This is a genomic window from Wenzhouxiangella indolica (assembly GCF_042310355.1).
Taxonomy (GTDB): domain Bacteria; phylum Pseudomonadota; class Gammaproteobacteria; order Xanthomonadales; family Wenzhouxiangellaceae; genus Wenzhouxiangella.
On record NZ_JBHJMR010000003.1, the window covers coordinates 93,754 to 118,685 of the forward strand.

General features: G+C 66.9%; 25 protein-coding genes, 1 tRNA gene and 1 other RNA gene. 21 read left to right on the top strand and 6 right to left on the bottom strand.

What is annotated here, in order from left to right:
* Window positions 1-134: 134 nt before the first annotated feature.
* Window positions 135-956: a formylglycine-generating enzyme family protein gene (locus ACDC67_RS05505; protein ID WP_376691635.1), complete on the top strand. Its 822-nt coding sequence runs from the start codon at window positions 135-137 to the stop codon at window positions 954-956.
* 16 nt (window positions 957-972) lie between these two features.
* On the opposite strand, the gene ACDC67_RS05510 is transcribed toward ACDC67_RS05505, so the two are convergent.
* From ACDC67_RS05510 to ACDC67_RS05530, 5 genes are read right to left on the bottom strand one after another with little or no spacing between them, the layout of a single operon-like run.
* Window positions 973-1,866 carry a DMT family transporter gene (locus ACDC67_RS05510; RefSeq protein WP_376691307.1) on the bottom strand — a complete coding sequence of 298 codons (894 nt, stop codon included), beginning with the start codon at window positions 1,864-1,866 and terminating at the stop codon, window positions 973-975.
* Window positions 1,863-3,056, bottom strand: coding sequence for an FAD-dependent oxidoreductase (locus ACDC67_RS05515; RefSeq protein ID WP_376691309.1), 1,194 nt, complete (start codon window positions 3,054-3,056; stop codon window positions 1,863-1,865). Before ACDC67_RS05515 ends, ACDC67_RS05510 begins: the two co-directional genes overlap by 4 nt.
* Window positions 3,053-4,246, bottom strand: coding sequence for an FAD-dependent oxidoreductase (locus ACDC67_RS05520; RefSeq protein ID WP_376691310.1), 1,194 nt, complete (start codon window positions 4,244-4,246; stop codon window positions 3,053-3,055). The genes ACDC67_RS05515 and ACDC67_RS05520 overlap by 4 nt, the downstream gene beginning before the upstream one ends.
* Window positions 4,243-5,544: an aminopeptidase P N-terminal domain-containing protein gene (locus tag ACDC67_RS05525; protein WP_376691312.1), complete on the bottom strand. Its 1,302-nt coding sequence runs from the start codon at window positions 5,542-5,544 to the stop codon at window positions 4,243-4,245. The genes ACDC67_RS05520 and ACDC67_RS05525 overlap by 4 nt, the downstream gene beginning before the upstream one ends.
* Before the next feature lie 14 nt (window positions 5,545-5,558).
* The gene (locus ACDC67_RS05530; protein WP_376691313.1) at window positions 5,559-6,098 is read right to left on the bottom strand and encodes a UPF0149 family protein; all 540 of its coding nucleotides are present in this window, start codon (window positions 6,096-6,098) and stop codon (window positions 5,559-5,561) included.
* Between the two features lie 125 nt (window positions 6,099-6,223).
* On the opposite strand from ACDC67_RS05530, the gene ACDC67_RS05535 reads away from it, so the two are divergent.
* The 6 genes from ACDC67_RS05535 to rpiA all read left to right on the top strand — a co-directional run bounded on the left by ACDC67_RS05535 (window position 6,224) and on the right by rpiA (window position 9,088).
* Window positions 6,224-6,448: a TIGR02449 family protein gene (locus tag ACDC67_RS05535; protein ID WP_376691315.1), complete on the top strand. Its 225-nt coding sequence runs from the start codon at window positions 6,224-6,226 to the stop codon at window positions 6,446-6,448.
* Window positions 6,449-6,453: 5 nt separating this feature from the next.
* Entirely contained in the window at window positions 6,454-6,753 is a 300-nt protein-coding gene (locus ACDC67_RS05540; RefSeq protein WP_376691317.1) for a cell division protein ZapA, read from the top strand.
* 13 nt (window positions 6,754-6,766) lie between these two features.
* Window positions 6,767-6,951, top strand: a non-coding RNA gene (gene ssrS / locus ACDC67_RS05545) — 6S RNA.
* Between the two features lie 39 nt (window positions 6,952-6,990).
* Window positions 6,991-7,581, top strand: a complete 591-nt coding sequence (locus ACDC67_RS05550) for a 5-formyltetrahydrofolate cyclo-ligase (protein ID WP_376691318.1) — start codon at window positions 6,991-6,993, stop codon at window positions 7,579-7,581.
* Between the two features lie 395 nt (window positions 7,582-7,976).
* Entirely contained in the window at window positions 7,977-8,438 is a 462-nt protein-coding gene (locus ACDC67_RS05555; RefSeq protein ID WP_376691320.1) for an EVE domain-containing protein, read from the top strand.
* The gene (gene rpiA, locus ACDC67_RS05560; RefSeq protein WP_376691322.1) at window positions 8,435-9,088 is read left to right on the top strand and encodes a ribose-5-phosphate isomerase RpiA; all 654 of its coding nucleotides are present in this window, start codon (window positions 8,435-8,437) and stop codon (window positions 9,086-9,088) included. The genes ACDC67_RS05555 and rpiA overlap by 4 nt, the downstream gene beginning before the upstream one ends.
* A 20-nt stretch (window positions 9,089-9,108) precedes the next feature.
* Here rpiA and ACDC67_RS05565 read toward each other — a convergent pair whose 3' ends face one another.
* Window positions 9,109-10,143 (bottom strand): GGDEF domain-containing protein, encoded by a 1,035-nt coding sequence (locus ACDC67_RS05565; RefSeq protein WP_376691324.1) that lies wholly within the window; start codon window positions 10,141-10,143, stop codon window positions 9,109-9,111.
* Window positions 10,144-10,269: 126 nt separating this feature from the next.
* On the opposite strand from ACDC67_RS05565, the gene dusA reads away from it, so the two are divergent.
* From dusA to ACDC67_RS05635, 14 genes are all read left to right on the top strand, one after another.
* Window positions 10,270-11,274: a tRNA dihydrouridine(20/20a) synthase DusA gene (dusA, locus tag ACDC67_RS05570; protein WP_376691326.1), complete on the top strand. Its 1,005-nt coding sequence runs from the start codon at window positions 10,270-10,272 to the stop codon at window positions 11,272-11,274.
* A gap of 85 nt (window positions 11,275-11,359) precedes the next feature.
* A complete protein-coding gene (locus ACDC67_RS05575; RefSeq protein WP_376691328.1) occupies window positions 11,360-12,277 on the top strand; it encodes an arginine deiminase-related protein in 918 nt (305 codons plus the stop codon).
* Window positions 12,278-12,429: 152 nt separating this feature from the next.
* Complete coding sequence (locus ACDC67_RS05580) at window positions 12,430-12,663, top strand: PepSY domain-containing protein (RefSeq protein WP_376691329.1); 234 nt, start codon at window positions 12,430-12,432, stop codon at window positions 12,661-12,663.
* Window positions 12,664-13,341, top strand: a complete 678-nt coding sequence (locus ACDC67_RS05585) for a response regulator transcription factor (protein WP_376691331.1) — start codon at window positions 12,664-12,666, stop codon at window positions 13,339-13,341. It begins immediately after the preceding gene.
* Window positions 13,342-13,350: 9 nt separating this feature from the next.
* Complete coding sequence (locus tag ACDC67_RS05590) at window positions 13,351-14,715, top strand: ATP-binding protein (RefSeq protein ID WP_376691332.1); 1,365 nt, start codon at window positions 13,351-13,353, stop codon at window positions 14,713-14,715.
* Between the two features lie 47 nt (window positions 14,716-14,762).
* Window positions 14,763-15,611, top strand: a complete 849-nt coding sequence (locus ACDC67_RS05595; RefSeq protein WP_376691334.1) for a methyltransferase domain-containing protein — start codon at window positions 14,763-14,765, stop codon at window positions 15,609-15,611.
* Between the two features lie 6 nt (window positions 15,612-15,617).
* The gene (locus tag ACDC67_RS05600; protein ID WP_376691335.1) at window positions 15,618-18,098 is read left to right on the top strand and encodes a Mur ligase family protein; all 2,481 of its coding nucleotides are present in this window, start codon (window positions 15,618-15,620) and stop codon (window positions 18,096-18,098) included.
* Between the two features lie 56 nt (window positions 18,099-18,154).
* Window positions 18,155-18,958 carry a nucleoside triphosphate pyrophosphohydrolase gene (gene mazG / locus ACDC67_RS05605; protein WP_376691336.1) on the top strand — a complete coding sequence of 268 codons (804 nt, stop codon included), beginning with the start codon at window positions 18,155-18,157 and terminating at the stop codon, window positions 18,956-18,958.
* A gap of 70 nt (window positions 18,959-19,028) precedes the next feature.
* A complete protein-coding gene (locus ACDC67_RS05610; RefSeq protein ID WP_376691337.1) occupies window positions 19,029-21,698 on the top strand; it encodes a bifunctional acetate--CoA ligase family protein/GNAT family N-acetyltransferase in 2,670 nt (889 codons plus the stop codon).
* Between the two features lie 28 nt (window positions 21,699-21,726).
* Window positions 21,727-22,107 (top strand): hypothetical protein, encoded by a 381-nt coding sequence (locus ACDC67_RS05615; protein ID WP_376691338.1) that lies wholly within the window; start codon window positions 21,727-21,729, stop codon window positions 22,105-22,107.
* 41 nt (window positions 22,108-22,148) lie between these two features.
* Window positions 22,149-22,223: transfer RNA gene (locus ACDC67_RS05620), tRNA-Lys, on the top strand.
* A gap of 22 nt (window positions 22,224-22,245) precedes the next feature.
* A complete protein-coding gene (gene trmB, locus ACDC67_RS05625; protein WP_376691339.1) occupies window positions 22,246-22,893 on the top strand; it encodes a tRNA (guanine(46)-N(7))-methyltransferase TrmB in 648 nt (215 codons plus the stop codon).
* A gap of 4 nt (window positions 22,894-22,897) precedes the next feature.
* The gene (locus ACDC67_RS05630; protein ID WP_376691340.1) at window positions 22,898-23,698 is read left to right on the top strand and encodes a class I SAM-dependent methyltransferase; all 801 of its coding nucleotides are present in this window, start codon (window positions 22,898-22,900) and stop codon (window positions 23,696-23,698) included.
* A gap of 136 nt (window positions 23,699-23,834) precedes the next feature.
* Complete coding sequence (locus ACDC67_RS05635) at window positions 23,835-24,917, top strand: helix-turn-helix domain-containing protein (RefSeq protein WP_376691341.1); 1,083 nt, start codon at window positions 23,835-23,837, stop codon at window positions 24,915-24,917.
* The last annotated feature ends 15 nt before the right edge of the window (window positions 24,918-24,932 follow it).

Sequence of the window (24,932 nt, forward strand, 5' to 3'; positions counted from 1 at the left end):
TGAGCCCCTGGCATGCGGTCATTAGTATTGTTTTCGCGGCCTCCGTCAGGCGCGGTTTCGTTCGAGTAGGTGGTGCAGTGAAAAACGTGGGTGGAAAGATTCGAGGTGGCAGGCGAGCGACATCCTTGCGCCTCGTGATCATGTTGACAGGCTTGTTGGGTGCAGCGCTTGCGTCGGGTGAGACCATCTTTCGCGACTACTTCGAACTGTCTTTCCGGGACTGCGCCGATTGCCCCAGGATGGTGCGCGTTCCGCCCGGCGAGTTCCTGATGGGTGCTCCGTTCTCGGAGCCGGGTGGCAACGATTGGGAGCGGCCCGTACATGCCGTCAACGTGCCCGCTTTCGCCATCGGCCAGCGAGAAGTGAGCTTCGATGAATGGGATGCCTGCCTGGCCGACGGTGGCTGTACCCATGATCCGAATGATCAGGGCTGGGGCCGAGGTGCACGTCCCGTCATCAATGTCAGTTGGGAAGATGCTCAGGAATACGTGGCCTGGTTGAGCGCCAGGACGGGCCAGAGTTATCGCCTGCCCAGTGAGGCCGAATGGGAATACGCTGCCCGCGCCGGTTCGTCCGGTCGTTTCAATACGGGAGAATGTCTCTCGACCGACCAGGCCAATTTCAATGGCCTTCAGATGGACCAGGGATGTGCCGCGGGACAATATCGTATGCAGACCGTGCCGGTGGGCAGCTTTGCGCCCAACGCCTTCGGTTTGCAGGATACGCATGGCAACGTGTGGGAATGGGTCGACGATTGCTGGAATGACGACTATCAGGGAGCGCCAACTGACGGAAGCGCGTGGATGGCGGGCGATTGCCAGGCCCTGGTTGCTCGCGGCGGTTCCTATCTCAACGAAGACCGGCAAGTTCGGTCCGCGCACCGAGTGCGAGCGGAAACCCGGACTGTGGGCGCGCCAATGGCCGGATTCCGGGTGGTCAGATCGATCTTGCCCTGAACGACCACCACGCGCGTTATCCCAGCTTCCGCCTTGATGCCGAGCGCAGGCCGAAGTAGATGCCGACCAGGGCCAGGACGATGCCGGTCAGTTGCCAGGCGTCCAGCCTGAGGCCGAAGATGATGTAGTCCCACAGCACCGATGAGGCCGGCTGGATGAGCAGCAGCAGGCCGACCAGGCCGGCCGGCAGGAAGGGCATGCCACGGGTGATCGACAGCCAGCCCAGCACCTGGCAGACGAGCCCCAGGCCGACGAGGGCGGCCAGCGCCTGCCAGGTCGGAATCGCGAAACCGTTGCCCTCGACGAGGTTGGCCGCCCCCAGGATCAGGGCGCAGAAAAAGGTCGACTGCAGCAGGCGCGCCTCGGGCCGGATATGGCCGTGGCGGATCTGGAAGCCGCGGAGGCTGAGCAGGTAGAGCGCGTAGGCCAGGGCGGTGAGCAGGCCGAGGATCACGCCCATGCGGTAATCCGGCGGCAGGTTGGCCCAGTCGCGGCCGAACAGCAGCCACAGGCCGCCCATGGCGAGCCCCAGGCCCGTGGCAAAGCGCCAGCCGACGCGCTCGCGCATCCAGATCACGCCGATGGCGGTCAGCAAGAAGACCTGGAAGTTGGCCAACAGGGTCGACAGGCCCGGGCCGATGTAGTCGATGGCGCGGTGCCAGAACCAGATGTCGGCGGCGAAGAAGGCGCCGATCAGGAAGGAGCCGGCCCAGTTGTCGCGCCAACCGGTGCGCATTTCCGGGCGTAGTGCGAGCAGGGCGGCGAAGGCCAGGCAGCCGAAGACCATGCGGTAGAAGCCCGAGGTGGTCGGCGGCATGCCGGTCAGGCGCGCGAAGATCGCCGCGAAGCTGAGCATGATGGCGCCAGCGAGTACCAGCAGCGCCGCCTTGAGGGGCGAGGGCGCGCTCATCGTGCGCTGCGCGCCAGCTTCGGGCTGTCGCGGTCGAGGCCGCAGGCGTGCTCGACGAAGGCCTCGCGCAGCGGCCAGAGCCTGCCGGCCAGGGAAAAGCCCAGGGCGGCCAGGGCGCGACCGGATCCGGCGCGGGTGAATTCGTTGATGGCGTGGATGCCGCCGGCGACCAGGCTGCCGCCGCTGATGCGCCAGCGCTCGTAGTGGGCCAGGGCGCGCGCCGGGTCGGCCTCGCCGCGCCATTCGGCCAGCACTTCGGCCAGTGCCGCGGCGTCCATCAGGCCCAGGTTGAGGCCCTGGCCGGCCAGGGGATGGACGTTGCGGGCGGCATCGCCGAGCAGGACGAGGCGCTCGCTGACCAGGTGCTTGGCCTGGCGACGGATCAGCGGGAAGGAATAGCGTTTCGCCGCCGCGCTCGCCGCGCCGAAGGGGCTGTCCTGGCAGGCGTTGAGTTCGGCCAGGAAGCCGGCTTCGTCAAGCGCCATCAGTTCCCGGACGCGTCGTTCGGGCTGGGACCAGACGATCGAGGAGCGCCCGTCGGCCAGCGGCAGCAGGGCGAGCGGGCCGTATTCGGTAAAGCGCTGCCAGGCCAGGCCTTCGTTGGGCTTTTCCGTCTCGATGTGGGTGACCAGGGCCTGCTGGTTGTAGTGCCACAGGTCGGTCTCGATGCCGGCCATGCGCCGCAGGCGGCTGCGGGCGCCGTCGGCGGCGATGAGCAGGCGCGATCGAAGCGACTGGCCACCCTCGAGCTCGAGGCGGACGTGGTCGTCTCGCTGGCTGAAGCCGCTGACGCTGCCCGGGGCGATCAGCTCGACGTCGTTCATTGTTTCCAGCGCCTGCCAGCAAAAGGCCTGCAGCCAGGGCACCTCGACGATCCAGCCAAGCCGGCCCAGGCCGTGCTCGGAGGCACGGAACTTGATCTCGCCGCCGTCGGCGTGGACCTGCATGCGATCGTAAGGGCCGAGGCGTTCCTCGGGCAGTCGCTGCCAGGCGCCCGCGGCGCCGAGCACCGCGGCCGAGCCGGGCGCGATCGCCACCACGCGCGGGTCGAAATCCGAATCCGGATCGGGCGCGTCGGGCCGACGGCGGTCGACGAGCGCCACGCTGTGGCCCGACTGCGCGAGCAGGGCTGCGGCGGTGGCCCCGGCAACCCCGCCGCCGGCGACGACGATATCGTGATCGACCCTCATCGTGCGTTCTCCCGTGCAAGCGAGCTGACCGGCTCGCGGAACCCCATGGCCGCGCGCACCAGCCGCCTTGAAAGCGCGGGAACCGCGGCGTGCGCGAAAAGGCCCAGGCCGGTGCCCAACTGCACGATCGTCGAGGGGTTGGAGAAGGCTCGCGCCAGGGTGTCGGTATAGCGCACGGTGGCTGCCTGGTCGTCCCGGCGGTCGTCGAACCAGGCGTCCAGGACCTCGGCCCGGCCCGGATCCTCGGCCTTGCCGGCGTGATCGACCAGGGCGGCGACATCGCGCAAGCCCAGGTTGAAGCCCTGGGCGGAAACCGGATGCACGGTGTTGGCGGCATTGCCGACCAGGGCCACGCGCGCGGCGATCGGCCGTGGCGTGCGGGTGAGCGCCAGTGGGTAGCTCGCGCGTTTGCCGGGTGTGGTGAAGCCGCCGGGCGTGCGTCCGCTGCGCGCCTCGAGGCGTGTGATGAGTTCGTCGTCGTTCATGCCCAGCGCGGCATCGACCGCCGCGCTGTCGTCGATCCAGACCACGCCCAGGCGGTCTTCGGGCTGCGGCAGGAAGGCCAGCGGGCCGGCCGGCGTGAAGCGCTCCCAGGCGGTGTCGGCCGGACGCTTCGGGCAGCCGACGTTGAAGATCATGGCCGACTGGCCGTAGTCGACTCGACGGCTCTCGATCCCGGCCAGGCGGCGGACGGTGGAATTCGTGCCGTCGGCGCCGACCAGCAGCCGGCCGCTCAGCCGCTTGCCGCTGTCGAGTTCGACCGTGACGTGGTCTTCATCCACCTCGATATGCGCGAGTTTCTCCGGGCAAAAGGATTCGATGCCGCCGGCCGATTCGAGCCGGCGCAGCATGCCGCTGCCCAGCTCGCGCGCGACGATAACCGCGCCGAAGCGCTCGCAGCCGTGATCGGCCGAGTGCAGGCCCAGGTGACCCGGCGCCCCGGCGCGGCTGATTTCGATGTGTTTCAGCGGGCAGGTGCTCAGCTCGTCGTCGAGAATTCCCAGGTTGGCGAGGATGTTGAGTGACGCGGCGTTGACCACCAGGGTGCGGTCGTCGAAGCTCGGCCGCGCGTCGGCCTTCGGCTCGAAGGCTTCTATGAGCGCGACGCGATTACCGGCCTGCGCCAGCCCGAGCGCCAGGGCGGATCCGGCCAGACCGCCGCCGACGATGATGACGTCGAAGTCGTTCATGACCGCATGAGCGCCTCGATGTCGTCCGGGTCGGTCGGTACCGCCGAGGTCAGGTTCTCGGGTCGGTCATCGGTGACCCGGATATCGTCCTCGATGCGGATGCCGATGTTGCGGAAGTGCCCGGGGATGTCCTCGCCGTCGTCGATGTAGAGGCCCGGTTCGACCGTGGTGACCATGTTCTTCTCGAGCACGCGCGAGAGCTCGTCGATGCGGTAGTCGCCCACGTCGTGCACGTCCAGGCCCAGCCAGTGGCCGGTCTTGTGCATGTAGAAGCGGCGGTAGTGGCCTTGTTCGATGTTCTCGTCCAGGCTGCCGCCGAGCAGGCCCAGGTCGATCAGGCCGCGGGTGAGCGTGGCCACGGCGGCCTCGTGGAAGGCCTCGAAGGGCTTGCCGGGACGAACCTGGTCGATGGCGGCGTGCTGCGCGGCCAGCACCACCTCGTACAGATCGCGCTGCGCGGCGCTGAAGCGCCCGCTGACCGGGAAAGTGCGCGAGATGTCGGCGGCATAGCCGGCGAACTCGCAGCCGGCGTCGATCAGCACCAGGCCGTCGTTCGGCAGCGGCTGGTCGTTGCGGATGTAGTGCAGCACGCAGGCGTTCGCGCCGCCGGCGACGATCGGCAGGTAGGCGGCGGGGCAGGCGTTGCGGGTGTATTCGTAGTGCAGCTCGGCCATCAGCTCGGTTTCGTTCATGCCGGGCAGGCAAGCGCGCATGGCGCGCATGAGCGCGGCCGCCGAGACCCTGGCCGCGCGCTGCATGCAGCGGATCTCTTCGCGCGACTTGATCAGGCGCTGCTCGTGCAGCAGGGGTTCGAGCGCGACGATCTCGCCCGGGCCGTGGCTGCCGCGCTGCTCGGCGCGCAGGCGGTTGCGCCAGCCGATGATGCGCTGGTCGAGCTGCACGTCCTTGCCGACCAGGTGGTAGATGCGCTCGCAGCCTTCCATCATGCCCGGCAGGATCTCGTCGAGGTCGCCGATGGGGAAGGCGTCGTCCATGCCCAGTTGTTCGACCGCGCCGTCCAGGCCCAGGCGCGGACCGTCCCAGCGCTCGCGATCGGGGTTGCGTTCGCGCAGGAACAGGATCTGCTCGCCGCTGTCGCGGCCCGGGCGCAGCACCAGGACGGCCTCGGGCTCGTCCAGGCCGGTGAGGTAGAGAAAATCGCTGTCCTGGCGATACGGGTAGAAGGCGTCGCCGTTGCGCAAACGCTCGGGCGCGGCGGCCAGTACGATCAGGGCGCCCTTGCCGGCTTCTTCCATCAACCGCTGGCGGCGCCTGGAAAACTCCTCGTTTCGAATCATTTTCGCCCGTCGATTCAGTGTTTCGTGGCGCCGGACCGGCATTCCTCGCGCAGCATCAGGATGGCCACGCGCACGAATTCCACCAGCTCGGTGTAGGCGCCTTCCTCGGCCTCCTGGTCGGAGTCCGGGTCGGTATCCGCGCGCGCGATCTGCTCGACCATGCGCAGGGCATCACCGGCTTCCTCGGAACGGATGGTCGGGCTGGCGGCGCCGAAGCCGGTCAGGAAACCCGAGCACCAGTGCGCCAGGCAGCGCGTGCGCTCTTGCAGCGGCCGATCCTCGGTCGGCAGCAGCAGCTGAAAGTCCATGCTCTCGGAGGCCAGCTCGCTCTTGAGCTGGTTGAGGGCCGGGCCGAGCTGGTCGAGGATGCGCTCGGAGGTCCAGTCGCCCACCTGCAGGGCGGCCAGGTGGGTGGCCAGCTCGGTCTCGTCCTGGCCGGGCTTTCCGCAGAGAAGCCCGGTCACCACGGCGTGGGTTTCGGCAACGGATTCGGGCGCGCTGTCGGCGGCCACGGCCAGCAGCCAGGCCAGCTTGGATTCCTGTTCGCTTGTCATGAATTCGGGTGCTGCGAATGAGTGCGTGAGTTTATCACCGGCCCGCTCCCGGAACCGGAGAGTTGTGAAGCGGCTTGGCAAGTTCTATGATTAAGCCCTTGATAGTTTTCGAAACGGGGACCCGCATGAATTCGCTGGAGCAGACTGTCCGCAGCATCGATCGCCTGGAGCAGCGCATCAAGGAGATGGTTGAGCGCCTGGAGCGACTGGAAGACGAGAACAGTTCCCTGCTTGCAAGGCAGGAGTCGCTGGTCGCCGAGCGCGCTACGTTGGTGCAGCGCAACGAGGAGGCCCGAACCCGGGTCGAAGCCATGATCGAGCGCCTCAAGGCGCTGGAAAACGCAGGATAGAACGCATGACTCAGTCCCCGGAACCGGTGACGGTTCGCATCGTCGACCGCGAATACCGTGTGATGTGCACGCCCGATCAGCGCCGAACCCTGATGGAGTCGGCCCTGTTTCTCGACCAGCAGATGCGCGAGATTCGCGATTCCGGCAAGATCTCGTCGATGGACAAGATCGCCGTCATGGCGGCGCTCAACCTGGCCGAGGAAGTGCTCAAGTTGCGCCAGCAGATGCATGATCGCCGCGACCAGGTCGATGCCCGGGTGAATGATTTGGCGGATCGACTTGATCGGGCCCTGGCACAGGACTAGACTGGATGGCAGGCGCTCTCTGCGGTGTTCGCCAGCAGGAACGTAATATGCCTTGTCCCTACTTATCGACCTCGGGATGGCGACTTTTCAGCTGGTGTGCAGTCCGCCCTAGGCGAATTGCCTGAAGGCTGGAAGAGCCAACCCACCTGAACCTTCGGTTCAAGGTCACAGACCTGCAGCGGCACAGGTGGAGAGCGCCACTCCTTTTCCCACCGCAGATTCGGTTCTCCCCGGTTGATGGATTCCCAGCACGGCCAGCCAGAAACCAAGGCCGAGTTGCGCCGGCGCCTGGTGGCGCGGCGAAAGGCGCTGCCCGCGCTCGCCCGCGAGTCGGCTGACGCCGCGATCGGGCGCAATATCGAACGACTCTGCCGGCAGACCCGCAGTCAGCGGATCGCGGCCTTCGTGGCCCATGGCGGTGAAGCCGACCTCATGCCGGTGGCTGACTGGCTGCACCGGAGCGGGCACCAGGTTTTCCTGCCGGTGGTTCGCGGGCGGCAGATGCATTTTCGTCGCTGGCGGCCCGATGGTGAGATGGCGCCCAATCGTTACGGCATCCCGGAGCCCGTCGACGGCGAAGACCTCGCGGCGGCGGCGCTCGAGCTCGTGCTGGTGCCGCTGGTCGGTTTCGCGCCGAATGGCGCCCGCCTGGGCATGGGCGCGGGCTTTTACGATCGCGCTTTCGCGTTCCAGTCCGAACGCATCGGCCGGCTGCCGCGCCTGGTCGGTGTGGCTTACGCCGTACAGGAAGTCGAAGTCCTACCCGTGGACGAGTGGGACGTACCGCTCGACGGGATCGTCACCGAGGACGGCCTGCGGTGGTTTTGAACGGGTTAGAACGCGCATGAACGTCGTGTGGCGGGTACCGAACAGTCGCCCACGGCACCATGGATTAAACTAGTGTACCCCGTCACTCATTGTGTAACTTATAGAGCGCGCCTGAGCCGACAGTGCAAGGCGCGACCCGCAGTGAAGGGTGGGGCCCTTTACAAGGGGCGCAACGCCGCAATGTCGGTTCAGGCGCGCTCCCGAAGGGCGAGCCGGAAAGCGTTCATCTGCGGCGTTCTGTCTCTTGAAAATGGCCCCACCATTCCCTGCGAGACAGGCCTTGCAGCTAAACGCTTTCCGACTCGCTATAAGTTACAGAATGAGTGACGGGGTACACTAGGTATTGTTTTCCTGAACCCTGAAACCTGAACCCTGAACCCTGAAACCTTGGTCTTATGCAATATTGGCTGATGAAATCCGAGCCCGACGTCTTCGGCATCGACGATCTCGAACGCGTCGGTGTCGAACCCTGGGACGGGGTGCGCAACTACCAGGCGCGCAACTTCATGCGCGACGACATGAAGCTGGGCGACAAGATCTTCTTCTACCACTCCAACTGCAAGGAGCCGGGCATTGTCGGTATCGCCGAGGTGGCGAGCAAGCCCTATCCGGATCCGACCCAGTTCGACCCGGATTCGAAATACCACGATCCCAAGAGCGATCCGGACGATCCGCGCTGGATGCTCGTCGACATCAAGTACAAGCGCCACACCAAGCGCACACTGTCGCTGCGCGAGATCAAGGATCACGCCGATGCGCTCGACGGGCTGCAGCTGATCAAGCGCGGCAACCGCCTGTCGGTGATGCCCATCGACAAGGGCCACTGGGACTACATTCTTGGAATGGAAAAGCTATGAGCCAGCAAAGACTCAAGATCGAAGTCGCCCGCGCGGCCCTGGAATACGTCGAGGACGGCATGACCCTGGGCGTGGGCACGGGCAGCACCGTCAACGCTTTCATCGATGAGCTGTCCGCGTCCGGCAAGCGACTGGAGGCGGCGGTATCGTCCTCGGAAGAGACGACCCGGCGGCTGAAGGAAATCGGCGTGCGCGTGATCGACCTCAACCATTCCGGCGATATCGAGCTCTACATCGACGGGGCCGACGAGGTCGACGAGCACAAGCGCCTGGTCAAGGGCGGCGGTGGTGCGCTCACGCGCGAGAAGATCATTGCCGCGGCGAGCCGCAAGTTCGTCTGCATCGTCGATGCCTCGAAGTGCGTCAAGGTGCTGGGCGAGTTTCCGCTGCCGGTCGAGGTCATTCCCATGGCCCGTGCCCTTGTCTCGCGCAAGCTGGTCGGCATGGGCGGCCGGCCGGAGCTGCGAGAGGACTTCACCACCGACAACGGCAACCTGGTTCTCGACGTGCGCAATCTCGACCTGGTCGACCCGGTCGCGGTCGAGCGCGATATCAACCAGATTCCCGGCGTGGTTACCTGTGGTCTGTTCGCCAAGCGGGGTGCCGACGTGGTGCTGGTTGCCACCGAGGACGGCATCGAAACCCGCTGACGTCGATCCGGCGCCGGCATTCAGGCGATGATCAAGCGGTCGCGGCCGGCGCGCTTGGCCTCATAGAGCGCCTGGTCGGCGCGCGCGAGCCAGCGCGACCAGTTCTCTCCATCCCTGAGCACCGCGGCCCCGGCCGAGAAGCGTAGCGGGCCGTCCGGGCCATTGACCTTGCCGCTGAGCCGTCGGTGCAGTTCATCGAGGCTGGCTTGCGCGGAACCGGCGTCCATTTCGCGCAGGAAGATGACGAACTCCTCGCCGCCGAGGCGGTAGAGCCCGTCCTCCGTGCGCAGGGCCTCGCGCAGGATATCCACGAACTGCTTCAAGACCCGGTCGCCGGCCTCGTGCCCGTGCTCGTCGTTGATGCGCTTGAAGTGGTCGAGGTCGAGCACCATCAGCGTTGCCGATCGCCGACTGCGGCGTCTTTCGGCAACCGCCTTTTCCAGGTCGTGCTGCATCAGCCGGCGGTTGCCCGCGCCGGTCAGTGGGTCGAGCGTGGCCAGCTCAGAGAGCATGCGTCGCTGCTCGCGCAGCTGGTTGGTGAAGACCAGCCCGAAGCCGGAGATCAACACGGCGACGGTAGCCCAGCTGATCTGGTGCAGCAGTGAATCGAACAGGTTGAAACTGGCGGTGAGCGTGAGCGTGATGATCAGGTTGCAGGCAATCGCGACCGCGCGCGGCAGCACCAGGAAATTGACCCACAACACCAGGAAGGTCCACAAAAGCCCGTTGGGACTGACCAGCATGGCGCTGAGCAGGCACGACAGGCTGATGATGAAGCCGAACAGGATCAGGGCGGTCGGTCGCAATCGCCCCACGCGCCCCATAAGCAGCACGGCAACCAGCATGGCCACGATGACCGCGTTGATCATCGCGCCGGCCGTGTCGCCGGTGAAGTAGCGATAGAACACGAACCCGGCGACGACGATCACGGTGGTGACGCCGCAGTAGTTCATCACCGTCATCTCGATACTGCGCCGGGCCATCCCGATGGGCCATTCCAGCGACGGGTGGTGTCGCTCCGGTGGTCCGGATTCGGGCTCCTCGCGAGACGGCATGTCGACCCCCTGAGTGAACCAGCCCGATGTGACTGATTCTCAAATCATGATGTTCTGAAATATGCCACAAGGCCTCGATCCTCGGCAAGCTCGTTGTCGCCGGCCCGGTTACAATGCCGCCCTGTCATGAGCATGAGTCCGAAAGCCTTGTCCCCGCGCGGTCCCCACACGCTCAGCGTCGCCCCGATGATGGACTGGACCGATCGTCACTGCCGGTACTTCCATCGCCTGCTGGTGCCGCGTGCGCTGCTGTACACGGAGATGGTCACCACTGGTGCGGTCATCCACGGCGATCGCGATCGCCTGCTTGGATTCGATCCGTCCGAGCATCCGGTGGCCCTGCAGCTGGGTGGCAGCGATCCAGACGAGCTGGCGCGCTCGGCGCGCATCGGGGCCGAGTTCGGCTACGACGAGATCAACCTCAACGTGGGCTGCCCCTCCGATCGCGTGCAGAAGGGTCGATTCGGCGCCTGCCTGATGAAAGAGCCCGCGCTCGTGCGCGACTGCCTGGCGGCCATGCGCGAAGCGGTCGATCTGCCGGTGACCGTCAAGACCCGCATCGGCGTCGACGAGTTCGAGGGCGACCAGTTCCTGTTCGACTTCATCGACTCGGTGGCCGAAAGCGGGATCGACACGGTCATCGTCCACGCCCGCAAGGCCTGGCTGTCCGGGCTCAGCCCCAAGGAAAACCGCGAGGTCCCGCCGCTGGTTCACGAGCGCGTGCACGCGCTCAAGGCCCGCCGGGGCGATCTGACCGTGATCCTCAACGGCGGCCTGACCGACGCGGCCTCCGTGCACCGCCAGCTCGAGTACGTCGACGGGGTGATGCTGGGCCGCGCCGCCTACCAGAATCCCTGGCTACTGGCCGAGTTGAGCCATGACCTGGGCTGGCCGGCGGCGGTCTCGCGCGAGGCGGTGGTCGAAGCGATGGTCGACTATGCCCGACGGCATATCGAGTCCGGCGGCCGCCTCAACCAGGTCGCCCGTCACATGCTCGGCCTGTTCCACGGCCAGCCCGGCGCCCGGCACTGGCGCCGCCACCTGAGCCAGAACATGCACCTCGACGGCGCGAGCGCCGATCTGCTTCTGGAGGCGGTTCCGTCCTTGCCCCAGCGCGTCGCGGCGGTCTGACGTCGGAAGAAAACCGGCTATTGACGCGTCGGGACATGAGCCGCATATTGTGCAGCCCCGCGTTCCCATCAGAGAGTTTTCCAAGGTGATCGTCCGTACCCCCGCAGAGTTCAGAAAGCAGATCGAAGCCGGCTGGCTCATCGCCGACGGCCCGGCCGTGCCGCGCGCGGTTTTCCTGGTCGAGCCCAGTGGATTCCGGCTGTCGACCGAAACGTCGCGCGACAACGAGTACATGGATCTTGCCGTCGATGTCGATCCGCAGCGGGCCCTCGACCAGCACCGCGCCCTGAGTGAACGCATTACCGCCTGCGGCATCCCGCTGGTGCGCTTTCCCGGCAAGCCGGAAACCCCCGACGATGTGTTTCCCAACAACACCTTCGCCACTTCGCCGGGTCGCTTGATCGTCGGTGCGATGTTCCACCCCGAACGCCAGCGCGAGGCCGAACGGGCCGATATCCGCGCCTTTTTCAGCGACTTGATGCACTACGAGACGATCGACCTGTCCGGCCGCGACCTGGTCGCCGAGCTGACCGGCGCGCTGGTGCTCGACCGGGCCCGCCGCATCGGCTTTTGCGGCATCACGCAGCGTGTCGACGCCGCCGGCTGCGAGGCGATGCACGACGCCTTCGATCTGGCTCTGAGCTTCCAGTTCGATCTCAATGAGCACGAGTATCACACCAACGTGGTCATGGCCGTGCTCGCTTCGCGCGCGCTGGTGATCTGCCCGGACTCCTTTGTCGACCCCGAAGTGCCCAGGGCGATTGCCGAGGCCTTCCCCGGTCACGTGCTCGAGATCACGACCGAGGAAAAGGAAGCCTTCGCCGGCAACGTCATCGCCCTGAGTTTCTCGGACCTGTTCATGAGCCAGACCGCGGTCGACGCGCTGGCGCCGGAGAAGCTGGCCAGGCTGGAGGAATGGGGATTCACGATTCACGGCGTCGAGCTCGACGAGATCGAGAAGGCCGGTGGCAGCCTGCGGTGTTGTGTGGCGGAAATATATTGACGGTTTCCGGTTTCCAGACCAGGCACCCGGAACCCGGAACCCGGAACCCGGAACCCGGAACCCGGAACCCGGAACCCGGAACCCGATCCGGGGTTCAGCACCGATTTATCCCGCCGCGCTAGAATCGTCGCGTCATCAACCGAAGAACCGCCATGTGCCGTTTGCTCAAACAGCTTCTGATCGCGCTCACGCTGGCCGCCACGCTGGTGGTTTCGGCCTGGGCGATCACCCTCGAGGAGGCGGCGCGGCGTGTGGCGCAGCAGTACGACGCCAAGGTCGTCTCGGCCCAGACGGTCGAGCGCGACGGGCGGCGCATTCACGTCATCCGCATCGTGACCGAAGACGGCGTGGTGCGCACGGTGCGTGTTCCGGCAGGGGACGATTGAATGCGAATCCTGGTGGTCGAAGACGAAACCGAACTGCGCGAATTGCTCGGCCGTGCGCTCAAGCGCCAGGGCCATGCGGTCGACCTGGCCGCCGACGGCACCGACGGGCTGCATTTCGCTATCGAGTACCCGATCGACCTGGCCATCATCGACCTGGGCTTGCCCGGTGAGAGCGGCATGGAAATCGCCCGGCAGGTGCGCGAGCGCGAACTCAAGTACCCGATCCTGATCCTGACCGCCCGCTCGGACTGGCAGGACAAGGTCGAGGCGCTCGAGATCGGCGCCGACGACTACGTCACCAAGCCTTTCCGCATCGAGGAGCTGATGGCGCGGGTCAACGCCCTGTTGCGGCGTTCGGCCGGTCACGCGGCGCCGGAAGTGCGCACCGGGCCGCTGACGGTCAATCTCTCCAGCCAGCAAGTCGAGCTCGACGGCGAGTCGATGGATCTGACCAGCTTCGAGTACAAGGTGCTCGAGTACTTCATGCTCCATCCCGGCCAGGTGGTGTCGAAGATGGAGCTCAACGAACACCTCTACGACGAGGATGCCGACCCCGACAGCAACGTCATCGAGGTGATCATCGGCAGGCTGCGCCGCAAGCTCGATCCCGAAGGCGGCTGGCAGCCCATCGAAACCCTGCGCGGGCGCGGCTACCGCTTTCGCCGCGACGACGATTGATGACCGGGCGTGGCTGAACGCACGGCCCGGTCACCCTCGCTGCTGCTTCGCCTGCTCGTCGGTGCCGGCCTGGCCCTGCTGATCGCGCTGGCCGCGGTCGGTGCGGCGATGGATCGCGTATTCACCAACGCTGCCGAGGCGAACATGCGCGAGCGTCTCGAGGCGGTGGTGTACCTGATCCTGTCGACCATCGAAGTCGACGCCGACGGGCAGCCGAGGCTGTCGGATTCCCTCGCCGAGCCGCGGCTGAATCGTCCCGGATCGAGCCTTCACGGCGGCGCGATGACGCCCGAAGGCGAGTGGCGCTCGCCCTCGCTGATGGGGGTCGAGCCGCAGCCCAACGCCCGCCTGATCGAGCGCAACGCCGAGCTGTTCCGCGGTCTCGAGGCAGACGGCAGCTGGAACGTGTTCGCCATCGGCCTGGGCTGGGAGATGCCCGGCGGGGATATCATCGACCTGACCATCTGGGCGGCCGAGGACCCCAATCGCCTGCGCATGGAACTGGCCGGATTCCGCGGCGACCTCTGGCGCTGGCTGGGCCTGGCGGCCGTGCTGGTCATCATCGGGCAGGTCGTGTTGCTACTGCTCATCCTCCGACCCCTGCGGCGCGTGGCGCACGAGGTGAGCGAAATCGAATCGGGGCGGCGAGCGGGCATCGAGGGGCGCTATCCGCGCGAGCTTCGCCCGCTGACGGACAATCTCAACACCTTGCTGGCGGCCGAGCGCGACAACGCTCGGCGCTACTCCGAGGCCCTGGCGGACCTGGCGCACGCCCTCAAGACCCCGGTGGCCGTGCTGCGCGCGCGGCTGGAGTCGAGCGAGCCGGCGCGGCCCTCGGACCTGGCCCGTCACCTCGACGACATGGAGCAGATCATCCGCCGCCAGCTCGAACGGGCGCAGCGTTCGACCCGGCGCGCCCTGCCGGCGGCCGTGCCCGTGCGCCCGATCCTCGAGCGCATGGCCGAATCGCTCGAGCGCCTGCACGTCGATTCGAAACTCCGGGCCGAGGTCTCCGGCGGGGCCGACCGGGTCGCCCACATGGACGAGCGCGACCTGTGGGAGGTCTGCGGCAACCTGATGGAGAATGCCGCCAAGTACGGCAACGGCCGCCTGCGCGCGAGCGTGCGGGCCGGCGAGCCGGGCCGGCGCCGCGACGGCGTGATCATCGAGATCGAGGACAACGGCCCCGGCATCGCGGCGGCGGAGGCCGAACGCCTGTTCCAGCGCGGGCAACGCGGCGATGAGCGGCGCGACGGACAGGGCCTGGGCCTGTCGATCGTGCGCGAGCTGGTCGAGGCCAACGGCGGCCGGCTCGAGCTCGAGCGCAGCGAACTCGGGGGCGCGAATTTCCGGGTTATCCTTCCGCCACGTTGACAGAAGACATCGACACCGAGGTGGCTGCATTGGAGTCGGACAGCTCAATGGATTCGGGCGAAAGCCCCGGGCCGAGCGGCGACCATTGGCGCCGGCACGCCCTGCAGTGGGACAGTGTCGGGCCGCCATTGCGTCCGCATCGCGAAGACGTTGCGGTTGCAGAACAGCTGGTGCATCGGGCGTGTCGGATTGTCGGCGGCGGATCGATCCGGAACGCGCTTCTGGGCGTCACCCCTGAACTCGCCGGCATGGCGTGGCCGCAAGGCAGCCGGCTCCTGCCGGTCGATCGCAGCGTCGCGATGATTCGTGAAATTCTGCCGCGCCGGGCTGCCGTGCCCATGATGCCGGTGTGCGCCAGCTGGCTGGAGCAGCCGCTTGGCGACGACAGCCTGGACTGCGTCGTCGGCGACGGCTGTTTCACGGTGCTCGAGAACGTCGAGGCGCACCGCCGCCTGTGTCGAGAGCTCTGCAGGGTGCTTCGCCCCGGCGGCTGCTTCGTGATCCGCCTGTTTGTCCAATCGCCCGAGCGCGAGTCGCCCGCAGCCGTGTTCGATGACCTTGCGGCCGGGTCGATCGGCAGTTTTCACGTGTTCAAGTGGCGCCTGGCCATGGCGCTTCACGACAACCTGGATGAAGGCGTTCCGGTCCGCGACATCTGGCGTCGCTGGGCTCAAGCCGGAGTGGCAGCCGAAGACCTGTCCGCTCGCCTGGGCTGGTCGCTCGACGCGATCCGCACCATCGAGGTCTACCGCGACAGCCCGGCCCGCTACACCTTTCCGACCCTCGAGGAGGCGCGCGAGGTGCTGGCAGAGACCTTCGAAGAGCTCGAGTGTCACGTTCCCGATTACGAGCTTGGCGATCGTTGCCCCAGCTTGCTGCTGCGTACGCCAGGCTGATTGTTCATGCGTGAGACCAGCTGTCTGACGTATGCGGGACCGAATCGGCGCAGCGACCTGACGGTGATCGAAAAGGCTTTCGCGCTCGAGCCGGCTGAATGGCAAGGGCTTGCCGGTTTCAGGTCCGCCGCGCGCCTGAGCCGCCGCCTGCAATCCATTCACCCGGCGCTGGCAGAAGAAGTCGCAGCGTACGAGAATTCTGTGGACGGAAGCGGGACCGAGGTCGGGCTGCTGGGGCATGTCTACGCCGGGCTCTGCATTTCGCTGCAACGAGCCGCCCGTCATCCGGTTGCGGAAGTCGGTGTGCTGGCAGCTGCTGCGAACGACTCCTTTCGCGTCTTCTTCGAATACGAAGCGCCCGATGTCGGCAGGGATGCCGCCGATATCGCGCAGGCCATCGTGGAATCCTTCCTCGACGAGGACCATCCAGAGGCGCCGGCTGGAGGGCGCTTCTCGGCCCTGACCGAACGCATCGATCGCTTTCTGGCGCAGGCAGTTGCGACGGCCATGCCGGCCGATACCCGGGCCATCCACGACGCGGCCCGATCGTGCGGCATACCCTGCCTGCGCATGGACCGGCCACCGTTCCACCCGGTCGAAGGCGATTTTCGCATCCGGCCCAACGGCCTGCTTCGTCTCGGCTACGGCCATCGCCAGCACACGGTCGACGGCACCTTCTGTGTCAGCCGGTCGCAGCACGTGTTCGCGCTGGTTCGCGACCGTGAGGCCCTTTTCGGATGGCTCGCGGCGCGAGGCTTTTCCCTGCCCGGTGGTGAGAATGGAAGCTGGTTCGGGGCGACGCTGAAGGCGGCCCGGGCGGCGGATCGTCTCGGCTATCCGGTCTGTCTGCGAACCAGCCAGCGTGGTCGCGTGGCCGCAGGGGCACGGCCGCTGGCCGATCGCGAAGCCGTGGTGCGGGAAGCGGGGTGGGCGCTGCAGTACAGTCCGCGAGTGCTGGTGCAGCCCTGGCTCGCGGGGACGACGCTCAGGGTTCTTGTTGCCGGACAGACCGCGATCGCGGTATTCGAGCGAATCGAAGCGGATGGTGACCACTGGCGGCGCGTGGACGGTCACGCCGATGCGCAGCGGCTGGCGCTCGAACTGGCCCGGTCGCTGGGTGTCGGCCTGGCGATGGTGACCCTCGTCCAGCCGGAACCCGGTCCTTCCATCGATGGTGCCGGCTCGGTGATCGACGTCGAGCTCGCGCCCGAACTCGATCGCGTTTTCTCTGCCGGTGACAGCGACCTGCAGCGAGCGGCGCGAGCATTCGTCGACTGGATCTTCCCGGATTCGGCCCGCGCCCGGATTCCCGTGATTGCCGTGACCGGCACCAACGGCAAGACAACCACCACGCGCATGCTCGAGCGCATCATGAGCGCCGCGGGGCACGCCACCGGGCTGGCTTGTTCCGACGGTTCCTACGTTGGCGGGACCATGATCTCGGAGTTCGAGGACGGCTTTCTCCCCGGGCACCTGACCGTGCTCGACAACCCCGCCACGGAAGTGGCGGTGCTGGAAACGACGCGAGGCGGTGCAGGCAGCGCGGGCCTTGGATTCGATCGCTGCGATGTCGCTGTATGCCTCAATGTCACCGCCGACCATCTCAATGACTTCCTGGGTCTGCGCAGCGTGGCGGACCTGGCGCGGCTCAAGCGCAGCATCCTCGAGCGGGCCCGCCGGGTCGTTCTCAACGCGGATGACGAGCAATGCCGCGCCATGATCGAGCCGCTGGGTGCGCGTGTGTCCGGCATGGTGTCGATGTCACGCTCGGCTGCGGAACTGCATGAGCTGTTCGGGCGGGCGGTCGCCGTCGGCGCGGTCGAGCTTCTCGATGGGCGTGAGTGGTTGGTGATCAGCGACAGCGGTCGCCGCGTCGCGGTGATTGCCGTCGACGATATCCCGATGGCGTTCGACGGCGCAGCCCGGCACAACGTGTCCAACGCGCTCAGCGCCGCGATGGTTGCCTGGCTGATGGATCAGTCGGCCGAGACGATTGCGGCCGGCCTGCGCGGGCTGCAGGCCGGCTTCGAGACAACGCCGGGTCGGCTCAATTTCTTCCGGGAATTGCCCTTCGACGTCTGCGTGGACTTTGCCCACAATCCCGACGGCGTCAGCGCGCTTGGCCAGTTCGTGGATCGGCTTTCGGTCACGGGCCGGTGCATTGTCTGCCTTTCATGCAACAACAAGAACGAGGATGATTTCATTCGCGAGACTGCCGGGGCGGCGGCGGGCCACTTCGACCACTACGTCTGCAAGAACTTCGGCAAGATATTCGATCGCGCCCCCGGTGACGGACCGCGTTTGTTGCGCGAAGGCCTGCTTGCAGCCGGCGTGTCGCCGGGTGCCGTGACTTGCGTGGAAGGCAGCGAGGAGGAGGGCGTGGAAGCGGCGCTCGGGATGGGCCGCCCGGGCGACCTGGTCGTGATCGTGGGCGGGAAGCGGCGGCAGGCTTTGTGGCGCTTAATCAACGACTGGCCCGGTGGCTGAACGGCCCGTTGCGCTCGCCACGGGTTGCTCGCGATTTCGGGTATCCTGCCGCCATCATGTCTGAACGCAACGCCATCGAGAGACTGATCGACATCATGGCGCGCCTGCGCGATCCCGAGCGCGGCTGTCCCTGGGATGTCGAGCAGACCTTCCGCACGATCGCCCCCTACACGGTCGAGGAGGCGCACGAAGTGGCCGACGCCATCGAGCGCGAGGACTTCGACGACCTGCGCGACGAGCTCGGCGACCTGCTGTTCCAGGTGGTCTTCCACGCCCGCATGGCCGAGGAGCGGTCGCTGTTCGACTTCGACGATGTCGCCGAGGCCATTTCCGACAAGCTGGTCCGCCGCCACCCGCACGTCTTCGGTGACGCGTCCTTCGACAGCGTTGAGCAGCAGAGCGCCAGTTGGGAGGCGATCAAGGCCGCCGAGCGGGCGGAAAAGGGGCAGGCCGACGAGAGTGCACTCGACGGCGTCTCGCGCGGGCTGCCGGCGCTTCGCCGCGCGGTCAAGCTGCAAAAGCGCGCTGCCCGGGTTGGGTTCGACTGGCCCGGGCCCGATCCGATCTTCGACAAGCTGCACGAGGAAGCCGAGGAGCTGCGGGCTGCGCTCGCCAAGGCCGACGACGACAACATCGAGGAAGAGATCGGCGACTTGCTGTTCGTGATCACCAACCTGGCGCGCAAGCTCGACGTCGACCCCGGCGCGGCGCTACGGCGCTGCAACCAGAAGTTCGAACGCCGATTTCGCGGCATGGAAGCGATGGCGCGGGAGCGGGCGGTGGACCTGGCCGATCTCGACCACGACGAACTCGAGGCCGTCTACGAAGCCGCCAAGGCCCGGCTGGGCAAGAAGGGCTGAGCGGCCGTCCGCCCCAGCCGCCGTGCTAATCTGCTCCGGCGACTGCAATTCCTGACCCTGGGAGCCGGGCATGTCCATTCGCCATCTCGATCGGATGTTCCGACCGCGTTCGGTCGCGGTCTTCGGCGCCTCCGATCGACCGGGAAGCATCGGCCAGGCCGTGTTCGCCAACCTGCTCGACGGCGGGTTCGAGGGCGGTCTCTACCCGGTCAACCGGCGGCATCGCGAGGTTGCCGGGCGCGCGGTGTTCCGCAAAGCCAAGGACCTGCCGGAAGTGCCCGACCTGGGCGTGATCTGCACGCCGCCGGAGACCGTGCCGGGCCTCATCGAAGACCTCGGCGCGTTTGGTACGCGCGCGGCGGTGATCATCACCGCCGGCTTCGACGAGGCGAGCGCGGACGCCGGTCGCGATCTCGCCGCCGAAATGCTCGAGCACGCCGGCCGCCACGGGCTGCGCTTCCTGGGGCCCAATTGCGTCGGGCTGATGGTGCCGGGCCAAGGGCTCAACGCCAGCTTCGCGCCGGGCCGGCCGGCTCCGGGGCGCCTGGCATTCGTCACGCAGTCGGGCGCCCTGGCCACGACAGTGCTCGACTGGGCGGCCGAACGCGAGATCGGCTTTTCCGCCTTCGTCTCCCTCGGCAACGGACTGGACGTCGACCACGGCGACGTCATCGACTACCTGGGCTCGGACGCCCGCACGCGATCGATCCTGCTCTACATGGAAGCGCTCACCGACGGGCGAAAGTTCATGTCGGCCGCGCGGGCGGCCTCGCGCAACAAGCCGCTGGTGGTGGTCAAGTCCGGCCGCGCGCCCGCGGGTGCGAAGGCCGCCGCCTCGCATACCGGGGCGCTGGCCGGGCGCGATGAAGTCTATGCCGCGGCCATCCGCCGCGCCGGTGCGCTGCGCGTGTACGGCATCGAGGACCTGTTCCGCGCGGCCGAATTCCTGGCCCGGGTGCGTCCGCACGACGGCAATCGCCTGGCCATTCTCACCAACGGCGGTGGGCCGGGCATCCTCGCCACCGACGAGCTGGTTCTCAACGGCGGCGAGCTGGCCGAGCTCGAAGCCGACACCCTGGCGCGGCTCGACGAGGTGCTGCCGCGCAACTGGTCGCACGGCAACCCGGTCGACATCATCGGCGACGCCAGCGCGCAGCGCTACCAGTCGGCCCTGGCGATTCTGGCCGAGGCGGCGGAAGTCGACGCCGTGCTGATCGTGCACGCGCCCACCGCGATGGCGGGCAGTCGCGAGATCGCCGAGGCCCTGGCGCCGCAGGCCGCGAAACTGGCCAAGCCCGTTTTCGGCTGCTGGCTGGGTGGTGCGTCCGCGCGCGAGGCCTACGAGGCCTTCGCCGCCGCCGACCTGCCCGGGTTCCTGTCGCCGGGCGACGCCGTGGCCGCCTTCCTGACGCTGCAGGAGTACCGGGCCAACCAGGTCGCCCTGATGGAAACGCCGCCGGAAATGCCGACTTCCGCGCGCATGGATCCCGAGTCGGTGACGGTGATTCTCGAGCGCGCGCGGCGCGAAGCGCGCACCTGGCTGAGCGAGGTCGAGGCCAAGTGCGTGCTCGCCGCCTACGGCATCCCGGCGGTCGAGACCCGCCGGGCCGGGTCGCCCGAGGAGGCCGCCCGCCTGGCCGCGGAGATCGGCTTCCCGGTGGCGCTGAAAGTCATCTCGGCCGATATCACGCACAAGTCCGATGTCGGCGGCGTGGTGCTGGATCTCGAATCCGAGCAGTCGGTGCGCGAGGCCGCCGGCGGTATCGCGAGACGGGTCGAGCAACTGGCTCACGCCCGGCTCGACGGTTTTTCGGTGCAGAAGATGCTGCGTCGGCCCGACAGCGTCGAATTGATCGTCGGGGCCAGCACCGATCCGGTCTTCGGCCCGGTCATGCTCTTCGGCAGCGGTGGCACGGCGGTCGAGGTCGTCGGCGACACGATCATCGGGCTGCCGCCGCTGAACATGAGCCTGGCGCGGCAGATGATCGATCGAACCCGCGTGTCGAAGCTGCTGGCCGGCTACCGCGGCCACCCGGCGGCGCGGGCCGACCTGGTCTGCGATGTGCTGGTGCGCGTTGCACGCCTGATGACCGATCTGGACATGGTCGAGTCGATCGACATCAATCCCCTGCTGGCCGACGACGAGGGCGTGGTCGCCCTGGACGCAAGGGTGCAGCTGAGAAGCGCCGACGCCGGCCCGAGAACCCGCCCGGCCATCGCGCCGTATCCGACCCACCTGATCGAGCGCGTGCCCTTTGCCGACGGCGAGATCACCCTGCGACCGATCCGGCCCGAGGACGAGCCGGCCCATCGCGACTTCTTCAACAGCCTGGCGGCCGAAGACATCCGGTTCCGCTTTTTCGGGGTGATTCGCGAGCCCGAGCACACGCAACTGGCCCGCTTCACCCAGATCGATTACGAGCGCGAAATGGCGTTCATCGCCGTCGACGAGGATGGCCGTACGCTCGGCGTTGCGCGCATTGCCCTTGATTCGGTCGGGCACCGGGCCGAGTTCGCGGTTGTCGTACGTTCGAACATCAAGGGACGCGGCCTGGGCCGCATCCTGCTGTCGCGACTGATTCGCCACTGCCGCGAGACCGGTGTGCGTGAAGTCGTCGGGCAGGTGTTGCAGCACAATACGCGCATGCTCGGCCTCTCGCGCGATCTCGGTTTTCGTGTCGAGCCCGCCGACGAGGACGGCATTCACGAAGTCATACTGGATCTGTCGGAACAACAGTGAACCCGCTCAATCAGCAAGAGGAATGGAAATGCCCCGACGATTGATGGCCGGCCTGCTCCTGGGCTTGATCATGCCCCTGGGGCAGGCTTTTGGAGAAGAAACGCTCGAAGGCGTCGTCCAGAGCGTGCAATTGCTCGACGCCTCGCAGCTCGGTGGCGGCGATCACCTGGTGCTCGTGCTCGAAGGCGGACAGGGCTTCAGCCTGCCCGGGCAGCGCAGCCTGCCGGTGGGGGCCGGAGTCCGCGTGGCGGTGGGGTACATCCCGGCCGGCGAGGGCGAAGACATGCCGGAAGCCTGCAGCGTGCGCGTCGTTGCCGTGCCGATCGAGCGCGACGGCGAGGCGGTCATGCAGGAGGCGGAGCGGCCGTTCGAGGTCTACCGCAACGAATCGGAGGGTTCGGACTGTTGAGCGCCCGGCCATGTGGGGGTATCATACGCGGCTCGCTTTTCGGGCCGTTAGCTCAATGGTAGAGCAGTAGGCTTTTAACCTATTGGTTGAAGGTTCGAGTCCTTCACGGCCCACCATTCCTTTCCCAGGCCATAGACCATGGCTGACTCGCGCACGCCCCGGACTTCGCAGGCCGGACCGCACCGGCGGCTCGGCGAGACCGTGTCGCGCCATTTGCGCCACCGATGGCAGTCGCCGATTCACGACTACAGCCTGCAAGCCTTCGCTCGACTGGCCGAATCGCGCGATCCTGATCGCCCGCTGGTGCTGGATTCCGGATGCGGCACGGGCGAATCCACGGCGCGGCTGGCGCATGCGCACCCCGACTGCCTGGTCGTTGGCGTCGACAAGAGCCTGGCCCGCCTGGGCAAAGCGCCGGAACGGCCGGCCAATGCCCGCCTGGTCCGCGCCGAACTCGCCGATATCTGGCGTTTGATGGGAGAGGCCGGCTGGCGGCCCGCGCATCACTACCTGCTCTATCCCAATCCCTGGCCCAAACCCGGTCATCTCAAGCGCCGCTGGCACGGTCATCCGGCATTTCCCGACTTGTTGGCCCTGGGCGGCCGGCTGGTGCTGCGCAGCAACTTCGAGCTCTACGTCGATGAGTTCGCGCGCGCCCTGGCGCTGGCGGGAGTCGTTGACGTGAAAGTGGTATCTTTTCAGGTTGACGAGCCGGTCAGTCCGTTCGAGCGCAAGTACGCGCAAAGCGGGCACCGGTTGTTCCAACTCACGGCAATACTGGAGTGACACCATGAATGCACTGCGTGCAAGCAGTCTCGCGATTTCGGCCCTGATGCTGGCCGTCCCGGCCCTGGCCGACGAAAAACTCAAGCGCATCATCGAAAGCGACGAGCGCCCGGCGGCCGAGGCCGAGCGCGACCAGTACCGCAACCCCTACGAGACGCTGACCTTCTTCGGCATCGAGCCGGACATGACCGTGGTGGAAATCTCACCCGGAGGCGGCTGGTACACCGAGATCCTGGGGCCGTACCTGGCCGAGGCGGGCCAGCTGGTGGCGGCCCACTGGAACATGGACAAGGAAGACGCGCCGAGCTACTACGAGCCCGGCATGGCGACCTATCGGGAACGGATTTCGGCCGAGCGCTTCGGCGAGGTGGAGGTCATCGCCTTCGACCCGCCCGAGATGCTCGACCTGGGTGAACCCGGCTCGGCCGACATGGTGCTGACCTTCCGCAACGTGCACAGCTATGCCGGCGACGACACCTTCCGCGATGTGGCCGAGGCGGCCGCCGAGGTCCTCAAGCAAGGCGGCGTGTTCGGCGTGGTCGGCCACCGCCTGCCCGAGGACGCCGAGAGCAATCCGCGCACCGGCTACGTCAAGCAAAGCTGGGTGGTGGGCATCGCCGAATCCTCCGGCTTCGTGCTCGAAGAGGCGGCCGAGATCAACGCCAACCCGGACGACACCGCCGACCACCCCAACGGCGTGTGGACCCTGCCCCCGAGCCTGCGCGTGCCCGAGGGCGAGGATGAAGAAAAGTACCGGGAGATCGGCGAAAGCGACCGCTTCACCCTGAAATTCGTCAAGCGTTGATGCCATCGAGAACAGTATGAATTGAAGTTCCGGTCGGGGTGCAGCCCCGATCCGGGACCGCTCCGACGAATTGGCCGGGACGACAGACCGGCGTACACTCTGGTTTCGTGTTGGATCGCAAACGGAGCCGAGTGCCATGAAATCACCGTCTGTCATGACCCTGGACCAGGCCGCCGAACTCCTCCGTGTTCCGGTGGGTGATATCGAAGCGGAAGTCGCGGCCGGTCGCCTGGTCGCGATGAAGATCGGGCAGCATCGACGCATTCTCGGACGTGATCTGGATCGGTTTGTCCGGGACCAGGGCAGCCAGGGGCTGTCGCGGCGCTTGCCGTGGCGCGCGGTGGTAGTCGCCACGACCCTTTTTGCCGGCCTGGCCTGGGCTGCGGTCGATTTTCCGTTTCCCGACTGGGACCACCTGGAGATCGGTCCGCGCGAAGCCCTGTTCGTCGACCCATCGGATGCGGACAATGTCGACCCCGATCAGTTCCTGCCGGTCAATGCGCCGCTGGACTACCGTCGCCACAACAACGCCCCCAATCCCGGCGATGCCGGCTACACCCATTCGCTCATGGGTCTGCAGCAGCACAACGACGTGCCGCCCGACACCACGTCGTTTCCCTGGACTTTCTTCCTCAATCTCGACACCAACCATGATCGCGGCGATGCCGTCGGCAGCATCGTCAATCTCCACAAGCGCGGGGCCGGCTGGGCGGCCGCCTACCATGCCGACGTGTTCGCCCACGGCCCGGGTGCGGCGATCGGCAGCAGTATCGAGACCTATGACATGGGCGATGAACGCTCCTACCTCGTCGGCCTCAACATCCAGAACAAGGCGCACCAGGGCGCTGCCGCGCTGCAGGTCCAGACGGGCCCGCTGCCGGAAGACCATCCCTGGTGGTCGCCGGGTATGGACGGCAGCTGGTTGGCCGGTCTGCGCCTGGCCGGAACGTCCGAGGCCGGCTACTACCGCACCGGCATCGAATTCGATCGGCACACGCACGGTCGGCGCGGCCTTTGGATGCGCGGACAGTTCGATATCGGACTTGATCTGGGTTCGAACTCCATACGCATGGACGGCGGTGTCCCGCTGGAACTCGACGGCCAGGCCGGCATTGCCCTGCGCTACAACCCCGCCAACAGCCGGATCGAGTTCCTGCACGAGGGTGCGGTGATCGCCTGGCTGGATAGCGATCGGCGCGACGTCGACCTGGCCAACTGACCCGGCCTTCACCCC

What these genes read in the sequence shown, in the direction of transcription:
- ACDC67_RS05530 (WP_376691313.1), bottom strand. Translation starts at nt 6,098, where the DNA reads ATGACAAGCGAACAGGAATCCAAGCTGGCCTGGCTGCTGGCCGTGGCC.
- dusA (WP_376691326.1), top strand. Translation starts at nt 10,270, where the DNA reads ATGAGCATGAGTCCGAAAGCCTTGTCCCCGCGCGGTCCCCACACGCTC.
- ACDC67_RS05555 (WP_376691320.1), top strand. Translation starts at nt 7,977, where the DNA reads ATGCAATATTGGCTGATGAAATCCGAGCCCGACGTCTTCGGCATCGAC.
- ACDC67_RS05610 (WP_376691337.1), top strand. Translation starts at nt 19,029, where the DNA reads ATGTCCATTCGCCATCTCGATCGGATGTTCCGACCGCGTTCGGTCGCG.
- ACDC67_RS05535 (WP_376691315.1), top strand. Translation starts at nt 6,224, where the DNA reads ATGAATTCGCTGGAGCAGACTGTCCGCAGCATCGATCGCCTGGAGCAG.
- ACDC67_RS05520 (WP_376691310.1), bottom strand. Translation starts at nt 4,246, where the DNA reads ATGAACGACTTCGACGTCATCATCGTCGGCGGCGGTCTGGCCGGATCC.
- ACDC67_RS05540 (WP_376691317.1), top strand. Translation starts at nt 6,454, where the DNA reads ATGACTCAGTCCCCGGAACCGGTGACGGTTCGCATCGTCGACCGCGAA.
- ACDC67_RS05585 (WP_376691331.1), top strand. Translation starts at nt 12,664, where the DNA reads ATGCGAATCCTGGTGGTCGAAGACGAAACCGAACTGCGCGAATTGCTC.
- mazG (WP_376691336.1), top strand. Translation starts at nt 18,155, where the DNA reads ATGTCTGAACGCAACGCCATCGAGAGACTGATCGACATCATGGCGCGC.
- ACDC67_RS05510 (WP_376691307.1), bottom strand. Translation starts at nt 1,866, where the DNA reads ATGAGCGCGCCCTCGCCCCTCAAGGCGGCGCTGCTGGTACTCGCTGGC.
- ACDC67_RS05595 (WP_376691334.1), top strand. Translation starts at nt 14,763, where the DNA reads ATGGATTCGGGCGAAAGCCCCGGGCCGAGCGGCGACCATTGGCGCCGG.
- ACDC67_RS05515 (WP_376691309.1), bottom strand. Translation starts at nt 3,056, where the DNA reads ATGAGGGTCGATCACGATATCGTCGTCGCCGGCGGCGGGGTTGCCGGG.
- ACDC67_RS05635 (WP_376691341.1), top strand. Translation starts at nt 23,835, where the DNA reads ATGAAATCACCGTCTGTCATGACCCTGGACCAGGCCGCCGAACTCCTC.
- ACDC67_RS05525 (WP_376691312.1), bottom strand. Translation starts at nt 5,544, where the DNA reads ATGATTCGAAACGAGGAGTTTTCCAGGCGCCGCCAGCGGTTGATGGAA.
- ACDC67_RS05630 (WP_376691340.1), top strand. Translation starts at nt 22,898, where the DNA reads ATGAATGCACTGCGTGCAAGCAGTCTCGCGATTTCGGCCCTGATGCTG.
- rpiA (WP_376691322.1), top strand. Translation starts at nt 8,435, where the DNA reads ATGAGCCAGCAAAGACTCAAGATCGAAGTCGCCCGCGCGGCCCTGGAA.
- trmB (WP_376691339.1), top strand. Translation starts at nt 22,246, where the DNA reads ATGGCTGACTCGCGCACGCCCCGGACTTCGCAGGCCGGACCGCACCGG.
- ACDC67_RS05615 (WP_376691338.1), top strand. Translation starts at nt 21,727, where the DNA reads ATGCCCCGACGATTGATGGCCGGCCTGCTCCTGGGCTTGATCATGCCC.
- ACDC67_RS05550 (WP_376691318.1), top strand. Translation starts at nt 6,991, where the DNA reads ATGGATTCCCAGCACGGCCAGCCAGAAACCAAGGCCGAGTTGCGCCGG.
- ACDC67_RS05600 (WP_376691335.1), top strand. Translation starts at nt 15,618, where the DNA reads ATGCGTGAGACCAGCTGTCTGACGTATGCGGGACCGAATCGGCGCAGC.
- ACDC67_RS05565 (WP_376691324.1), bottom strand. Translation starts at nt 10,143, where the DNA reads ATGCCGTCTCGCGAGGAGCCCGAATCCGGACCACCGGAGCGACACCAC.
- ACDC67_RS05580 (WP_376691329.1), top strand. Translation starts at nt 12,430, where the DNA reads ATGTGCCGTTTGCTCAAACAGCTTCTGATCGCGCTCACGCTGGCCGCC.